13 protein-coding genes and 2 riboswitches are annotated in these 14,800 nt (G+C 71.2%); of the genes, 12 read left to right on the top strand and 1 reads right to left on the bottom strand.

Annotation, left to right across the window (positions count from 1 at the left end):
• The first annotated feature begins 36 nt into the window (after positions 1-36).
• A complete protein-coding gene (locus tag ABD298_RS15265; protein ID WP_344300619.1) occupies positions 37-501 on the top strand; it encodes a GatB/YqeY domain-containing protein in 465 nt (154 codons plus the stop codon).
• A gap of 90 nt (positions 502-591) precedes the next feature.
• On the opposite strand, the gene ABD298_RS15270 is transcribed toward ABD298_RS15265, so the two are convergent.
• Positions 592-1,212, bottom strand: a complete 621-nt coding sequence (locus ABD298_RS15270) for an L-threonylcarbamoyladenylate synthase (protein WP_344300620.1) — start codon at positions 1,210-1,212, stop codon at positions 592-594.
• Positions 1,213-1,293: 81 nt separating this feature from the next.
• Between ABD298_RS15270 and ABD298_RS15275 the strand changes: the two genes are divergently transcribed.
• From ABD298_RS15275 to ABD298_RS15325, 11 genes are all read left to right on the top strand, one after another.
• Positions 1,294-1,533: a hypothetical protein gene (locus ABD298_RS15275; protein WP_344300621.1), complete on the top strand. Its 240-nt coding sequence runs from the start codon at positions 1,294-1,296 to the stop codon at positions 1,531-1,533.
• 63 nt (positions 1,534-1,596) lie between these two features.
• Positions 1,597-2,457: a metal-dependent hydrolase gene (locus tag ABD298_RS15280; RefSeq protein WP_344300724.1), complete on the top strand. Its 861-nt coding sequence runs from the start codon at positions 1,597-1,599 to the stop codon at positions 2,455-2,457.
• Between the two features lie 114 nt (positions 2,458-2,571).
• Positions 2,572-5,118 carry a Tex family protein gene (locus tag ABD298_RS15285; protein WP_344300725.1) on the top strand — a complete coding sequence of 849 codons (2,547 nt, stop codon included), beginning with the start codon at positions 2,572-2,574 and terminating at the stop codon, positions 5,116-5,118.
• A gap of 146 nt (positions 5,119-5,264) precedes the next feature.
• Positions 5,265-5,918 carry a GNAT family N-acetyltransferase gene (locus ABD298_RS15290; RefSeq protein WP_344300623.1) on the top strand — a complete coding sequence of 218 codons (654 nt, stop codon included), beginning with the start codon at positions 5,265-5,267 and terminating at the stop codon, positions 5,916-5,918.
• A gap of 139 nt (positions 5,919-6,057) precedes the next feature.
• The gene (locus ABD298_RS15295; protein WP_344300624.1) at positions 6,058-6,660 is read left to right on the top strand and encodes an excalibur calcium-binding domain-containing protein; all 603 of its coding nucleotides are present in this window, start codon (positions 6,058-6,060) and stop codon (positions 6,658-6,660) included.
• 114 nt (positions 6,661-6,774) lie between these two features.
• Positions 6,775-6,963: a hypothetical protein gene (locus tag ABD298_RS15300; RefSeq protein ID WP_344300625.1), complete on the top strand. Its 189-nt coding sequence runs from the start codon at positions 6,775-6,777 to the stop codon at positions 6,961-6,963.
• Between the two features lie 179 nt (positions 6,964-7,142).
• Positions 7,143-7,241, top strand: a riboswitch (glycine riboswitch).
• Between the two features lies 1 nt (position 7,242).
• A riboswitch (glycine riboswitch) is annotated at positions 7,243-7,333 on the top strand.
• Positions 7,334-7,374: 41 nt separating this feature from the next.
• On the top strand, positions 7,375-10,272 hold the full coding sequence (gene gcvP, locus ABD298_RS15305) for an aminomethyl-transferring glycine dehydrogenase (protein WP_344300726.1): 2,898 nt from the start codon (positions 7,375-7,377) through the stop codon (positions 10,270-10,272).
• Positions 10,273-10,363: 91 nt separating this feature from the next.
• Positions 10,364-11,548: a glycine cleavage system aminomethyltransferase GcvT gene (gcvT, locus tag ABD298_RS15310; RefSeq protein WP_344300626.1), complete on the top strand. Its 1,185-nt coding sequence runs from the start codon at positions 10,364-10,366 to the stop codon at positions 11,546-11,548.
• A gap of 41 nt (positions 11,549-11,589) precedes the next feature.
• Positions 11,590-11,973, top strand: coding sequence for a glycine cleavage system protein GcvH (gene gcvH / locus ABD298_RS15315; protein ID WP_208711690.1), 384 nt, complete (start codon positions 11,590-11,592; stop codon positions 11,971-11,973).
• Complete coding sequence (gene glyA, locus ABD298_RS15320) at positions 11,970-13,295, top strand: serine hydroxymethyltransferase (RefSeq protein WP_344300627.1); 1,326 nt, start codon at positions 11,970-11,972, stop codon at positions 13,293-13,295. The genes gcvH and glyA overlap by 4 nt, the downstream gene beginning before the upstream one ends.
• Before the next feature lie 65 nt (positions 13,296-13,360).
• Positions 13,361-14,773, top strand: coding sequence for an L-serine ammonia-lyase (locus tag ABD298_RS15325; RefSeq protein WP_344300629.1), 1,413 nt, complete (start codon positions 13,361-13,363; stop codon positions 14,771-14,773).
• Positions 14,774-14,800 lie beyond the last annotated feature (27 nt).

Raw genomic sequence — 14,800 nt, forward strand, 5'->3', positions numbered from 1 at the left:
GTGAAAGGTAGGTTTCAGCGTCAGGAAGGTGTCCCCATGTCCACGCTCAAGGAGCGGCTCCAAGCCGATGTCGTGGCCCACATGAAGTCGGGCAACAGGACCGCGCTGACGACGGTGCGCAACGTTCTCGGCGAGATCGAGACCCGGGAGAAGTCCGGGAAGGCTCCCGTGACCCTCGATGATGCCCAGCTCACCTCGCTCCTGCAGAAGGAGGCCTCCAAGCGCCGCGAGACCGCCGAGATCTACTCGCAGGCAGGTGAGGCGGGGCGCGCCTCTGCCGAGATCGCTGAGGCCGAGGTCATCGAGGCGTACCTTCCGAAGCCGCTTACCCGCGACGAGGTCGAGGCGATCGTCGACGAGGTCCTCGCTGACCTCAGAGCCGGGGGGACGGAACCCGGGATGCGCCAGATGGGCCAGGTCATGAAACCGGTCACCGCGAAGGTCGCCGGACGCTTCGACGGCAAGGCGGTCAGCGAGATCGTCCGCTCCCGGCTCGCCTAGGCTTCCCCGCCTGCGTGCCTCGCTGCCTGCGCGCGGCGGGCGGACGACGGCGCGCGGGGCGCCGCCGTCGTGCCAGCAGCGGCGCTGGGGCTACTCGAACCGGCTGGCATCCCCGGCGCCGTAGCGGGCGATCTCGGCGACGCCGGAGGAGAAGTCGATGACCGTGGTCGGCTCGGATCCGCACTCGCCGGCATCGATGACCGCGTCCACCGCGTGGTCGAGGCGTTCCTTGATCTCCCACCCGTCGGTGAGCGGCTCCTCCTCGTCGGGGAGGAGGAGGGTCGAGGAGAGGAGCGGCTCTCCGAGCTCGGCCAGGAGCGCCCGGACCACCGGGTGGTCCGGAATCCTCACGCCCACGGTCTTCTTCTTGGGGTGGAGCATGCGCTTGGGCACCTCCCGCGTGGCGGGGAGGATGAATGTGTAGGGGCCCGGCGTGACGGCCTTGATGGCACGGAAGACGTCGTTCGGCATGTCCACCAGCTGGCCCAGCTGGGCGAACTCGCGGCACACGAGCGTGAAGTGGTGCTTGTCGTCGAGGTGCCGGATCTGCCGGATGCGGTCGAGCGCCTCGCGGTTGCCCATCACCGCACCGAGCGCGTAGCACGAGTCTGTCGGATAGGCGATGAGGCCACCGTCCCGCAGGATCTGCACCGCCTGGCTGATGGCGCGCGGCTGCGGGTCGACCGGGTGGACGTCGAAGAATCTGGCCATGTGCGCCAGCCTACGCCGTGGGATCGCAACTCTCCGGGCCGCCGTACGAGAAATGTCGGAGCCGCTCTCTAGCCTGAAAACATGAGCACTGCAGCAGTCATCGCCTCGCCTCAGCGGACCCACCCCAAGGCCGCGTCTCACCGTCCCCTCCACCTCGCCGCGGACGCGTGCCGCGACTGCGGCCACGCCCTCGCACAGTTCGAGGAGCACCGGTGCGCGGACTGCGAGGATCTCAGCCTCCACATGGAGTGCCGCGACTGCGGGAGGATCCTCGCCGACGCCGACCTCGAAGCTGGCGCCTGCGCCAGCTGCCTCGGGTGAGCGCCCGGCCTTGAACCTCTCGCACTACCGTCCCGTCCCCGGCGGGAGGGCTCCGCGCGCATGATGGGAGCCCATCACGCGGCCTGTGGCGCAGCAGCCTGGGTCGCGGTGACCACCAGATTCACCATCGACCTCTCTCCCGCCACCGTCCCGCTTGGATTCGGGCACGTTGGGGTGGACATCGGATGGCCGCTCTTCGAGTCCACGCCCGCCGGGGTCGTCGTCGGCGCGCTCGTGACCGCCGGTGCGGCACTCCTTCCCGACGCTGACCACCGCAGCGCGACCATCGCCCAGTCCCTGCCGCCGGTCTCCAATGCGTTCTGCGCGGGGATCGGCACAGTCTCGGGCGGCCACCGGAACGGCACCCACTCCCTCGTGGGAATCGCCGCCTTCGTCACGCTTGCCTGGTTCGCCGGGCAGTGGACGGTCGAGACCGACCTTTGGGGGACCGTGTACGTTGGGGCAGGCCTGGCCTCGCTCCTGCTCGTCTCGTTCGCCGCCAAGGTCCTCGGCATCCTGCCCGACGGCGTCCAGAAGCTCCCGTGGCTCCTGGCCGTTCCGCTGGCCCTCTTCGTGGCCGCCTTCGCCCCCGACCAGGAGGACTGGTTCCCGCTCGCCGTCGCGCTCGGCACCGCGGTCCACATCGCGGGGGACATGCTGACGACAGGCGGCTGCAACCTCGTTTGGCCGTTCCGCTTCCGCCGGCCCAAGATCCTGCACAAGGTCCCCGTCATCCGGTGGATGTGGCGCCGCGGCGGCCACCTCTCGATCCCTGTCCTCGGCGACGCCGGGTCGTGGCGGGAGTGGCTCATGCTCGTCCCCGTCAGCGTCTACGCGATCGCTGGGGTCGGCACTGCCCTCTATGCGCTCGGGAAGGCAGGCATCCTCTGGGCTGCGGTGAACCTCGGGGTCCTGGCCCGATGAGGCGCCGGGGCGGGGGAGGCTGGCATGGGGAGTGTCGGTGCCATGGTGCACAGTAGGAGGGTGAGCACAGCGACTTCTCCCGCCTCCCGCCCGGCTGCCCTTCACGAGCCGTCCCTGCCGACGCCGGAGCAGACTGCCGAGGACATCGCCAAGACGATCGCGGCCGAGCTCGGGGTCGAGCCGTGGCAGGTCCGGGCGGCGATCGGCCTGCTCGACGGCGGTGCCACGGTGCCGTTCATCGCCCGGTACCGGAAGGAGGCCACGGGGACGCTGGACGACGCCAAGCTGCGGGCCCTCGAGGAGCGGCTGCGCTACCTCCGCGAACTCGAGGACAGGCGGCGCGCCATCCTCACTGCCGTCGCCGAGCAGGGTGCGCTCACGGAGGACCTGCAGGCGGCGCTCCTTGCCGCCTCGACGAAGTCCGAGCTCGAGGACCTCTACCTCCCCTACAAGTCCAAGCGCCGCACCCGTGCGCAGATTGCCCGAGAGGCCGGTCTCGAGCCGCTCGCGGACGCACTCCTTGCCGATCCCGCCCAGGACCTCGAGGCGCTCGCCGGGGAGTACGTGGACGGCGAACGCGGCATCGCTTCAGCCCAGGACGCCCTTGCGGGTGCCCGGGCGATCCTCACCGAGCGCGCCGGCCAGGACGCCGAGCTCGTGGCCACGCTGCGCGAACGGCTCTTCTCCGGCGGCCGCCTGCGTTCGGCTGCGAAGGGCGGCGCCGCTGGCGCCCACGACGCCAGCCCGCGGGGGACCTCGGCGTCGTCTGAGAACCACGCCGGCGCCGGGAAGTATGCGGACTTCGCCGACTACGTCCAGCCCGTCGGGACCGTGCCCGGCCACCGAGTCCTCGCGCTCCTGCGCGGGGAGCGGGAGGGCGAGCTCTCCCTCGAGATCGCGGAGGCGGACCCCCGGGACGAGTCGGCGCTCGCCGAGGCACGGTCGCGGTACGAGGGGGCGGTCGCCCGGGCCCTCGGCGTGCGGGGCGGGACGGACACCGCCGCGGGGAAGTGGCTGGCCCAGACCGTCAAGGTCGCGTGGCAGGGCCGTCTCCTCGCCAAGCTCGAGTCCGACCTGCGCTCGCGCCTCTTCGAATCCGCCGAGGACGAGGCCGTGAAGGTGTTCGCCGCCAACCTGCGCGACGTCCTGCTTGCGGCGCCCGCCGGCAACCGTCCGGTCCTCGGGCTCGATCCGGGCCTGCGCACCGGCGTCAAGGTCGCCGTCGTGGACGCGACGGGCAAAGTCGTCGACACGGCGACGGTGTACCCGCATGCGCCGGCGAAGAAGTGGGAGGAGTCGCTCGCGGTCCTCGAACGGCTCGCCCGGAAGCACGCTGTCGAGCTGGTCGCGGTCGGCAACGGCACGGCGAGCCGTGAGACGGACCGGCTCGCGGGGGACCTCGTCGGACGTCTCGGCATGCCGCGAAGCGCGAAGGTCATCGTCTCCGAGGCGGGAGCCTCCGTGTACTCGGCCTCGGCGCTCGCCTCGGCCGAGCTCCCGGACCTCGACGTGTCCCTGCGGGGCGCGGTCTCGATCGCGCGCCGCCTCCAGGATCCGCTCGCCGAGCTGGTCAAGATCGATCCGAAGTCGATCGGCGTGGGGCAGTACCAGCACGACGTCACCCAGTCCAAGCTCGAGCGTTCGCTCGACGCGGTCGTCGAGGACTGCGTCAACGCGGTCGGGGTCGACGTCAACACCGCGTCCCCCGCCCTCCTCGCCCGGGTGGCCGGTGTGGGCCCGATCCTGAGCAGGAACATCGTCGAGTACCGGGATGCCAACGGGGCCTTCGCATCGCGCTCGGAGCTCAAGAAGGTCCCCCGGCTTGGGGCGAAGGCTTTCGAGCAGTGCGCAGGGTTCCTGCGGATCACCGGCGGGAAGCAGCCGCTCGACGCTTCGGCCGTGCACCCGGAGGCCTACGGCCTCGCGGAGAGGATCCTTGCGTCGGCCGGGGGGTCGAAGGAACGGGTCGCGACCCTCAGCGCCGCGGCATTCGTCGACGGCCGCTTCGGGCTGCCCACCGTCCAGGATGTCATGGCTGAGATCGTCCGCCCTGGCAGGGACCCGCGTCCGGAGTTCGTGACGGCTGCGCTGAAGGAGGGAGTGGAGACCATCAACGACCTCACGCCGGGAATGGTCCTCGAAGGCACCGTGTCCAACGTCGCTGCGTTCGGCGCCTTCGTCGACATCGGCGTGCATCAGGACGGCCTCGTGCACGTCTCGGCCATGAGCACCAGGTTCGTCGCCGATCCGCGGGAGGTGGTGCAATCGGGACAGGTCGTGAAGGTCAAGGTCCTCGAGGTCGACGTGCCGCGCAAGCGCATCTCGCTCACGCTGCGCCTCGATGACGAGCCCGGAGCCGGGCGGAACGCCGGGGCGGGCACACGCGGCGGGGAGGACCGGCGTCGTAAGCCTCGGGAGCAGCGCCCGGGCGGCCAGCAGCAGGGCGGACCGCGGCAGGACGGCAGCCAGCAGGGCGGACAGCGGCAGGGCGGCAGCCAGCAGGGCGGACAGCGGCAGGGCGGCAGCCAGCAGCGGACCGGCAGCCAGCCCGGCCAGGGGCAGCGGAGCGGTGCCCAGCGAGGCGGTGCGCCCCGGGGCAACCGGCCAGAACCCGCGGACACCGCGCTGGCGGAGGCGCTGCGCAGGGCGGGGCTCGCCTGAGCGCCGCGGCAGTGCATGCCTAGCGCCGCGGCAGTGCTGCCTGGGCGCCGCCCGCGAGCCGTGTGCCGGCACAGCCTGAGGGCCGGCCGCTCCGGCGCCGCTACCTCGGACGGCGCCGGGCATGGCCTGCGTGTACGGTGGCGCAGGTGATCTCCCCTGTGCTCCTGACCGGGTCGCGCGTGGTGCTGCGCGACTGGACTCCCGAAGACATCGAGGCCTACCGGCGCTGGATTGTCCCTCCTGCCCCCGGCACGACCCCCAGCGGGCTCCACGAGTGGCAGCTCTTCGACGGACCGTTCTACTCGCGGTGGACCGCCGACGGCGCGAACCGCTGGTGCGACGGGCTCCTGCGGCGGGCGCACGACGCCGACTGGCCGGCCGTGCGCGAGAACCTCGCCGTGGTGGACGCGGCCTCGGGCGAGTTCGTGGGCCAGGCCTCGTGGTACTGGGAGGAGAAGCCAGGGGAGGAGTCCGCTGACGGCACCGCGCTGCTGCCGTGGCGGCGGCTGGGCCTCGTCGTGTTCGACCCTGCGCACTGGTCGGGTGGGTACGGGACCGAGGCGCTGGCACTGTGGACCGACTACCTCTTCGCGGCCACTGACAGCGGCCGGCTCGACTTCGCGACCTGGAGCGGGAACGTCGGCATGTGCCGGGTGGGCCAGAAGCTCGGCTTCACCGAGGAAGCCCGGTTCCGCAAGGCCCGGAAGGTCCGCGGCGAGCTCTACGACGCGGTCGTCTACGGGGTGCTGCGGGAAGAATGGGAAGCCCACCGCGGTGCCAGGGGCGGCCCGCGTCTCTGAGGCCGAGCGCAGCCGCGTGGCAGAATGGCATGCGGTGCTACCTGAGACCGGACCCCACGACGAGGCTCCTCCAGGGCCCGGAGAGGGCCTGAGGGAGCGCCGCGAGCGTACCCGGATCCGTCCTCTCACGACGCTTCTCGTGGCCGTGGCAGCGGGCGCGGCGGTCGCCGGTCTCGTGGTTGCCCCAGCCGCTGTCCTTGTCGTGGCGGCAGTGCTCCTGTGCCTCGCTCTCTTCTGGAAGTCCTCCGCGCGGAGGTCCGCCGGCTCCGGCTTCGTGCCGACCACTGTCGTGTGGGGAGGCATCGTGGCCCTCGTCTTCGCGCTCGGAGCAGCCTCGGTGCAGGGAGTCGCCGGCGCCTGGTCCTCGGCCCTCAGCGGCCTGGCCGCCCCCGCGGGCCGTGCCCCGGCACCGGGTGCGACGACGACGCAGCCCGCCGTGGGGCCGTCGTCCGCGTCCGCAGCCCCGACGAGCATCCCCGCCACAACGGCCGCGCCGGAAGCGCCGCGCGCTGCCCTCAGCCAGGCCCCCTCGGCGCCACCCGTCCCGCAGCCCGAGTCCGCGGCCACCGCGCCGCCGGCACCTGCGCAGGCCATGGTCCCGGCGCCGGCCCGCCCCGCCCCCACCCCGAGCTACAAGAACTGCGGCGCGCTGCGGGCGGCGGGAATCGCGACGCTGACCGCAGGCGAGGCCGGGTACAGCCTCCAGCTCGACCGGAACGGCGACGGGATCGCCTGCAACTGACCCGCGTGTCGAATATCACAGCCGCCGCGTCTGCCTCCGCGCCATTCGGCCGCCGCCAGGCAGCGAAAATTGAGGGGTGGTCCTTCTAGGGGAGGGGCCGGAGCGAGTGGAGCGATGTTCGATTTCAACCTTCAGACGGCCGTCTTCTTCGGCACCGTGGCGCTGGGCGCGCTGCTGTTCGGGCTCGGTGTCCTGGCATTCCTCGGCACGACGCTCATGGTGGGAGCCTTCAAGGGAATCCATCAGACGGCCGAGGCGGCGCAGGAGCGGCTGCGGCGCGAGCGGTCGCCGATTGCCGGCTGAGCTGCGCCAGACAAGAAGGGCCCTGTCCGCCAGGACGGGGCCCTTCGGCGTCCGGGAGGTGGCTCTCAGTTGAGCCCGGATGAGGCAGGCATTTGCCGATGTGACCCTTGGCATAGCAGAATTGGACGTACACCACGGCGCCGAACGCTCGGGGTGTGCGCACAATTGAAGACAGCCTCTGATCTGCGGCGGGAGAGTCCTGCGAGCAAGAGCAAGCAGGCGCCGTAGGAGCAACACCTCCCCAGGAATCTCTCAGGCACCTGTACCGCTGCGGCAAGGCAACTCTGGAAAGCGGCCCAACTGGGCTCACCGACGGTGCAAGCCGGAACCATCCGGCGGAATCTCTCAGGTCCCATACAGAGCGGGGAGGAACCTGTTACATCGCCACACCCCACCAGGTGGGCCGAAATGATGGAGTTCCCCGTGACGGACCTTTCCCCCGCAGTCTTCGTCGACCGCCACATCGGCGTCCGGCGCGACGCCGACATCAAGCACATGCTCAACACCGTCGGGTTCGACAGCATCGACGCGCTCGCTTCGGCCGCCGTGCCCGACAGCATCAAGCAGGAGCAGCCCCTCACGCTCGACACGGCGCTCAGCGAGCCCGAGGCCCTCGCCTCCCTCCGCGCACTGGCGGCCAAGAACAAGCCCCGCGTCCAGATGATCGGTCAGGGCTACTACGACACCGTCACCCCTCCGGTCATCCGCCGGAACATCGTCGAGGACCCGGCCTGGTACACGGCGTACACCCCGTACCAGCCCGAGATCTCCCAGGGCCGCCTCGAGGCCCTCCTGAACTTCCAGACAGCGGTCGAGGACCTCACCGGCCTCCCGATCGCCAACGCGTCCCTCCTGGACGAGGCCACCGCCGTCGTCGAGGCTGTGCTGCTGATGCGCCGCGCCAACAAGAACAAGGCCGCCGCGAACGGCCGGACCGTGCTGGACGCAGACCTCTTCCCGCAGTCGATCGCGATCGTCAAGGGCCGCGCCGCCGCCCTCGGCTTCGAGGTCGAGGTCGCCGACCTCTCCGCCGGCCTGCCCGACGGCCCGATCAACGGCATCGTCCTGCAGCAGCCCAGCGCGTCCGGCCTCGTCGCCAGCGCCTCGGGCCTCATCGCCCAGGCCAAGGAGCGCGGCGCGATGGTGACCATCGCCGCGGATCTCCTCGCCCTGACCCTCATCACGTCCCCGGGCGAGCAGGGCGCGGACATCGCCGTGGGCAGCGCCCAGCGCTTCGGCGTCCCGCTCTTCTACGGCGGCCCGCACGCCGCCTTCATGGCGGTCCACGCTGGCCTCGAGCGTCAGCTCCCCGGCCGCCTCGTGGGCGTCTCGAAGGACGACGCCGGTGTCCCCGCCTACCGCCTCGCGCTCCAGACCCGCGAGCAGCACATCCGCCGCGAGAAGGCCACGTCCAACATCTGCACGGCACAGGCGCTCCTCGCGATCGTCGCGTCCATGTACGCCGTCTACCACGGCCCCGAGGGCCTCCGGGCGATCGCGGAGCGCACGCACCGCCACGCGCGCTCGCTCGCCGCGGCCCTCGAGGGCGCCGGCGTCGAGATCGCCCACAGCAGCTTCTTCGACACGATCACGGCCCGCGTCCCCGGCCGCGCCGCCGCCCTCGTGGAGAAGGCCGAGAAGCAGGGCGTGAACCTCCGCCTCGTCGACGCCGACACCGTGGGCATCTCGTGCGACGAGACCACCACGTCCGAGCATGTCGCGACCGTGGCCGGCGTGTTCGGCGCCGGCGCTGCGGGCGACGGCGTCGACGTCCACCTGGGCGCCAGCGGCACAGGGACGGGCGACGGCGGCTTCGCAATCGAGTCCGACGCGCTGCGCACGAGCCAGTACCTGACCCACCCGGTCTTCCACTCGTACCGCTCCGAGACGCAGATGATGCGCTACCTGCGCAAGCTCTCCGACCGCGACCTCGCGCTCGACCGCACGATGATCCCGCTCGGCTCCTGCACGATGAAGCTCAACGCGACGGTCGAGATGGAGGCCATCACGTGGCCCGAGTTCGCGGGCATCCACCCGTTCGCTCCGGACTCGCAGACCGAGGGCTGGCGGGAGCTCATCTCCGGGCTCGAGGCGGACCTCGCGGCCATCACCGGCTACGACCAGGTCTCCATCCAGCCGAATGCTGGCTCGCAGGGCGAGCTCGCGGGCCTCCTCGCGATCAGCGGCTACCACGCCTCCCGGGGCGAGGCGCAGCGCAACGTGTGCCTCATCCCCGCCTCGGCCCACGGCACGAACGCGGCCTCCGCCGTCCTGGCGGGCATGAAGGTCGTCGTCGTCGCCACGGCCTCCGACGGCACGATCGACCACACCGACCTCAACGCCAAGATCGAGGCGCACCGCGACGAGCTCGCCGCGATCATGATCACGTACCCGTCCACGCACGGCGTGTACGACGCCGACGTCCGCGAGGTCTGCGACGCGGTCCACGCCGCGGGCGGCCAGGTCTACATCGACGGCGCGAACATGAACGCGCTCGTCGGCCTCGCCCAGCCGGGCAAGTTCGGCGGCGACGTCTCGCACCTGAACCTGCACAAGACGTTCTGCATCCCGCACGGCGGCGGCGGCCCCGGCGTCGGCCCGGTCGCAGCCCGCGCGCACCTCGCCCCGTTCATGCCGGGCGATGCCGCGACGTGGGACGGCGGAGCTGACGTGCCGGTCTCCGCCTCGCGCTTCGGCTCGGCCGGCGTGCTCCCGATCTCGTGGGCGTACGTGAAGCTCATGGGCGGCGACGGCCTGACCGAGGCCACGAAGTCCGCGCTCCTGGCTGCGAACTACATCGCCAAGCGCCTCGACTCCTCCTTCCCCGTGCTCTACACGGGAGAGGGCGGCCTCGTCGCGCACGAGTGCATCCTCGACCTGCGCGACCTCACCGCCAAGACCGGCGTGACCGCGGAGGACGTCGCGAAGCGCCTCATCGACTTCGGCTTCCACGCCCCGACCCTCGCGTTCCCGGTCGCCGGGACGCTCATGGTCGAGCCGACCGAGTCCGAGGACCTCGGCGAGATCGACCGGTTCATCGACGCGATGGTCGCCATCCGCGCAGAGATCGACCAGGTCGCTGCCGGCGACTTCACCGTCCACGACTCGCCGCTGCGCCGGTCGCCGCACACGGCCGCCGCGGTCGTCTCCTCCGACTGGGACCGCCCCTACAGCCGGGAGCAGGCCGCCTTCCCGGGTTCCGTCCACACGCAGGACAAGTACTTCGCCCCCGTCGGCCGCATCGACGGCGCCGGTGGCGACCGCAACCTCGTCTGCGCGTGCCCGCCCCTCGAAGCATTCGAGAACTGACCGACCACGCTGGTTGAGCGGAGTCGAAACCGGCTCCAGACCATGTTTCGACTCCGCTTCGCTTCGCTCAACCACCGCAAGGAGACTCTCCATGACTGAGACCACCACTGGTCGTACCACCACAGAGCGCCACACCGCCCTGTATGACAGGCACGCCGAGCTCGGCGCGTCATTCACGGACTTCGGCGGCTGGCAGATGCCGCTCAAGTACGGCTCGGAGCTCGCCGAGCACCGCGCCGTCCGCGAGACGGCGGGTCTGTTCGACCTCTCCCACATGGGCGAGGTCTGGGCCACCGGCCCCGGCGCCGGCGCGTTCCTCGACTACGCGCTCGTGGGCAAGCTGTCCGCGATCGCGGTCGGCAAGGCCAAGTACTCGCTCATCTGCGCCGAGGACGGCGGGATCATCGACGATCTCATCGTCTACCGTGTCGCGGAGAACGACTTCCTCGTGGTGCCCAACGCCGGCAACGCGCTAACGGTGGCGGCCGAGCTCGAGGACCGCCTCGCCGCGTTCTCGGCGTCGTCCGACGCCGGGAAGGTCGCCCTCCGCAACGCGTCCGACGAGACGTCGCTCGTCGCGGTTCAGGGCCCGAACGCCGAGGCGATCGTGCTCGCCGTCGTGCGCGCCCAGGACGCCGAGGCCGTGACCGGCCTCAAGTACTACGCGGCCGTCGAGGTCGAGGTGGAGCTCGAGCAGGGCACGATCCCGGTGCTCCTGGCCCGCACCGGCTACACCGGCGAGGACGGCTTCGAGCTGTTCGTCGGCAACGACAGCGCCGCCGCCCTCTGGGACGCCCTCAAGGCCGCCGGCGAGGGCCACGGCCTCATCCCGTGCGGCCTCGCCGCGCGCGACTCCCTGCGCCTCGAGGCCGGCATGCCCCTCTACGGCAACGAGCTCTCCCGTGAGCGCTCGCCCTTCGCGGCGGGCCTGGGCGGCGTCGTCGCCCTCAAGAGCAAGGAGGGCGACTTCGTCGGCCGCTCCGCGCTCGAGGCCAAGAAGGCTTCCGGCGAGGGCACCACGAGCGGCCAGCGCCTCGTCGGCCTGAAGGGACTCGGCCGACGTGCCGCCCGCGGCCACTACCCGATCCTCAAGGACGGCGCCCAGGTCGGCGAGGTGACCTCGGGCCAGCCCAGCCCCACCCTCGGCTACCCGGTCGCGCTCGCGTACGTCGACGTGGAGCTCTCCGCTCCCGGCACGAAGCTCGACGCCGACCTGCGCGGCAAGGCCGAGCCCTTCGAGGTCGTCGAGCTCCCGTTCTACAAGCGCCAGAAGTAGCGCTCCACGCTTTCCCTTCAGAGAAGAAAAGGAAGACCACTATGAGCAAGGTCCAGACCGGCCTCCGTTACTCCGAAGAGCACGAGTGGCTCGATACCGACGGCGGCGCCGCCGCCAAGGTAGGCGTCTCCCAGGTCGCCGCTGACGCGCTGGGCGATGTCGTCTACCTCGACCTGCCGGAGGCCGGCAGCGAGGTCACCGCCGGCGCCACCTGCGGCGAGATCGAGTCGACGAAGAGCGTCTCCGACCTCTACTCGCCGGTCTCCGGCACGGTCGTCGAGGTCAACCAGGAGGCCATCGACAACCCGGCCCTGGTCAACGAGGACCCTTACGGCGCCGGCTGGCTCTTCACCGTCCAGGTCTCCGAGGAGGGCCCGCTCATGTCGGCCGAGGAGTACGCGGAGAAGAACGGCGGCGAGCTGTGAGCGCCCCCGTGCAGGGCGCGGCGCAGTTCGAGCAGGTCCGCTCGGAGTCGCTCGACGCCGACCTGGCCGCCCTCGACCCGGAGGTCGCTGCGAGCATCAACGCCGAGGCGGCGCGCCAGCGCGGCGGCCTCGAGATGATCGCCTCCGAGAACCACACCGCCGTGGCCGTCATGCAGGCCCAGGGCTCGGTCCTGACCAACAAGTACGCCGAGGGCTACCCCGGCAAGCGCTACTACGGCGGCTGCGAGCACGTCGACGTCATCGAGACGCTCGCGCTCGAGCGCGTCAAGGCGCTCTTCGGCGCCGAGTACGCCAACGTGCAGCCGCACTCCGGCGCCCAGGCGAACGCCTCGGTCATGCACGCCCTCATCAAGCCGGGCGACACGATCATGGGCCTGAACCTGGCCCACGGCGGCCACCTGACCCACGGCATGCGGATCAACTTCTCCGGCAAGCTCTACAACGTCATCCCGTACCAGGTGCGCGAGGACGACCACCGGATCGACATGGCCGAGGTCGAGCGCCTCGCCCAGGAGCACCGGCCGCAGCTGATCGTGGCCGGCTGGTCCGCCTACGCGCGCCAGCTCGACTTCGCCGAGTTCCGCCGGATCGCCGACTCCGTGGGCGCCTACCTCATGGTGGACATGGCCCACTTCGCCGGCCTCGTGGCCGCGGGCCTGCACCCGAGCCCCGTCCCGCACGCCCACGTGGTCACGTCGACGACGCACAAGACCCTCGCGGGCCCGCGCGGCGGCATCATCCTGACGAACGACCCGGACATCGCCAAGAAGGTCAACTCCGCGGTGTTCCCCGGCCAGCAGGGCGGCCCGCTCGAGCACGTGATCGCCGGCAAGGCCGTGGCGTTCAAGATCGCCGGCTCGCCGGAGTTCAAGGAGCGCATGGAGCGTGTCCTCGCCGGTGCGAAGATCCTCGCCGAGCGGCTCACGCAGGATGATGTCAAGGCCGCCGGCATCGGCGTCGTCTCGGGCGGCACCGACGTCCACCTCGTCCTCGTCGACCTCCGCAACGCCGCCCTCGACGGGCAGCAGGCCGAGGACCTCCTCGCGGCGATCGACATCACGGTGAACCGCAACGCCGTCCCGTTCGACCCGCGGCCGCCGATGGTGACCTCGGGCCTGCGGATCGGCACGCCGGCGCTCGCCACCCGCGGCTTCGGCGAGGCGGCGTTCCGCGAGGTTGCCGACATCATCGCCGAGGCCCTCATCGCCGGGCCGGAGGGCGACCTGTCCGGCCTCAAGGCCCGCGTCGAGGCCCTCGCCGCGGCGCACCCGCTCTACCCGGGGGTCTCCGACCTGGCGTGACCCCCTGCGTGGGCCCGGCCACCCCGGGCCCACGCACCCCAACTCCTTCAGGAAGGATCCCCGACATGGCCGTCGGCGTCTTCGAACTGTTCTCCGTGGGCATCGGCCCCTCCAGCTCCCACACGGTGGGCCCCATGCGCGCGGGCGCCGTCTTCGCACGCGAGCTGCACGAGAAGGGCATCCTCGAACGCGTCGCCTCGCTGCGCGTCGACCTCTACGGCTCGCTCGCCGCGACCGGCCACGGCCACGGGACCTTCACGGCCGTGCTCCTGGGCCTCGAGGGCTTCGAGCCGGAGGAGATCCTCCCGCACCAGGTCGAGGAGCGTCTCGCGGCGATCGACGAGACCGGCAAGCTCAACCTCGCCGGCGCCGTGCTGCTCGAGTACGGGGTGAAGGACATGGTCCTGCACCCGCTCACCGTCCTGCCCCGGCACACCAACGGCATGAGGTTCCAGGTGTTCGGCGCGGACGACGCCGAGGGGTCGCCTGAGCTGCTCCACGAGGCCACGTTCTTCTCCGTGGGCGGTGGCTTCATCGTGCGCGAGGGCGAGGAGGACTCCGCGCAGAAGGAGCTCGACGAGTCCAAGAAGGAGCTCCCCTTCCCGTTCCGCACCGCCGCCGAGCTGCTGGGACGCTGCTCCTCGAAGGGCCTCTCGATCAGCGACATCATGCTCGTCAACGAGAAGGCCTCCCGGTCCGAGGACGAGATCCGCGACGGGCTCCTCCACATCTGGGCTGTCATGGAGGGCTGCGTCGAGTCGAGCCTCAAGCGCGAGGGGCTCCTTCCCGGCGGACTGAAGGTGCGCCGTCGTGCGCCTGACTGGCACGAGCGGCTGCTGAAGGAGGACAAGGACCGCGATCCCAAGTACTGGCAGGAGTGGGTCAACCTCATCGCCCTCGCGGTGAACGAGGAGAATGCCTCCGGCGGCCGCGTCGTCACTGCGCCGACCAACGGCGCGGCCGGGATCATCCCCGCCGTCCTCTACTACGCGCTCAACTATGCCCCCGGCATGGACAAGGCGACGCAGGAGGACAAGGACGACGTGGTCGTGAAGTTCCTCCTGGCCGCCGGCGCCGTCGGTGTCCTGTACAAGGAGCAGGCCTCCATCTCCGGCGCGGAGGTGGGGTGCCAGGGCGAGGTGGGCTCGGCGTCGTCCATGGCCGCCGCCGGTCTGGCCGAGGTGATGGGCGGAACGCCCGCCCAGGTCGAGAACGCGGCCGAGATCGCCATGGAGCACAACCTCGGCCTCACGTGCGACCCGATCGGCGGGCTCGTCCAGGTGCCCTGCATCGAGCGCAACGCGATCGCCGCCGCCAAGGCCATCAACGCCGCCAAGATGGCGCTCTGGGGCGACGGCACGCACCGCGTCTCGCTCGACGAGGTCATCGTGACCATGCGTGAGACGGGCAAGGACATGAGCCACAAGTACAAGGAGACCGCCATGGGCGGCCTCGCGGTGAACGTGGTGGAGTGCTAGGGGCCCAGCGGCTGAGAGCGTGCCGGG

Origin of the sequence: Sinomonas flava (assembly GCF_039531875.1) — a bacterium.
GTDB lineage: Bacteria > Actinomycetota > Actinomycetes > Actinomycetales > Micrococcaceae > Sinomonas > Sinomonas flava.

Coding starts and splice junctions, on each gene's coding strand:
- ABD298_RS15300 (WP_344300625.1), top strand. CDS start 6,775: ATGTTCGATTTCAACCTTCAGACGGCCGTCTTCTTCGGCACCGTGGCG.
- ABD298_RS15270 (WP_344300620.1), bottom strand. CDS start 1,212: ATGGCCAGATTCTTCGACGTCCACCCGGTCGACCCGCAGCCGCGCGCC.
- gcvP (WP_344300726.1), top strand. CDS start 7,375: ATGGAGTTCCCCGTGACGGACCTTTCCCCCGCAGTCTTCGTCGACCGC.
- ABD298_RS15325 (WP_344300629.1), top strand. CDS start 13,361: ATGGCCGTCGGCGTCTTCGAACTGTTCTCCGTGGGCATCGGCCCCTCC.
- gcvH (WP_208711690.1), top strand. CDS start 11,590: ATGAGCAAGGTCCAGACCGGCCTCCGTTACTCCGAAGAGCACGAGTGG.
- ABD298_RS15265 (WP_344300619.1), top strand. CDS start 37: ATGTCCACGCTCAAGGAGCGGCTCCAAGCCGATGTCGTGGCCCACATG.
- gcvT (WP_344300626.1), top strand. CDS start 10,364: ATGACTGAGACCACCACTGGTCGTACCACCACAGAGCGCCACACCGCC.
- ABD298_RS15275 (WP_344300621.1), top strand. CDS start 1,294: ATGAGCACTGCAGCAGTCATCGCCTCGCCTCAGCGGACCCACCCCAAG.
- ABD298_RS15280 (WP_344300724.1), top strand. CDS start 1,597: ATGGGAGCCCATCACGCGGCCTGTGGCGCAGCAGCCTGGGTCGCGGTG.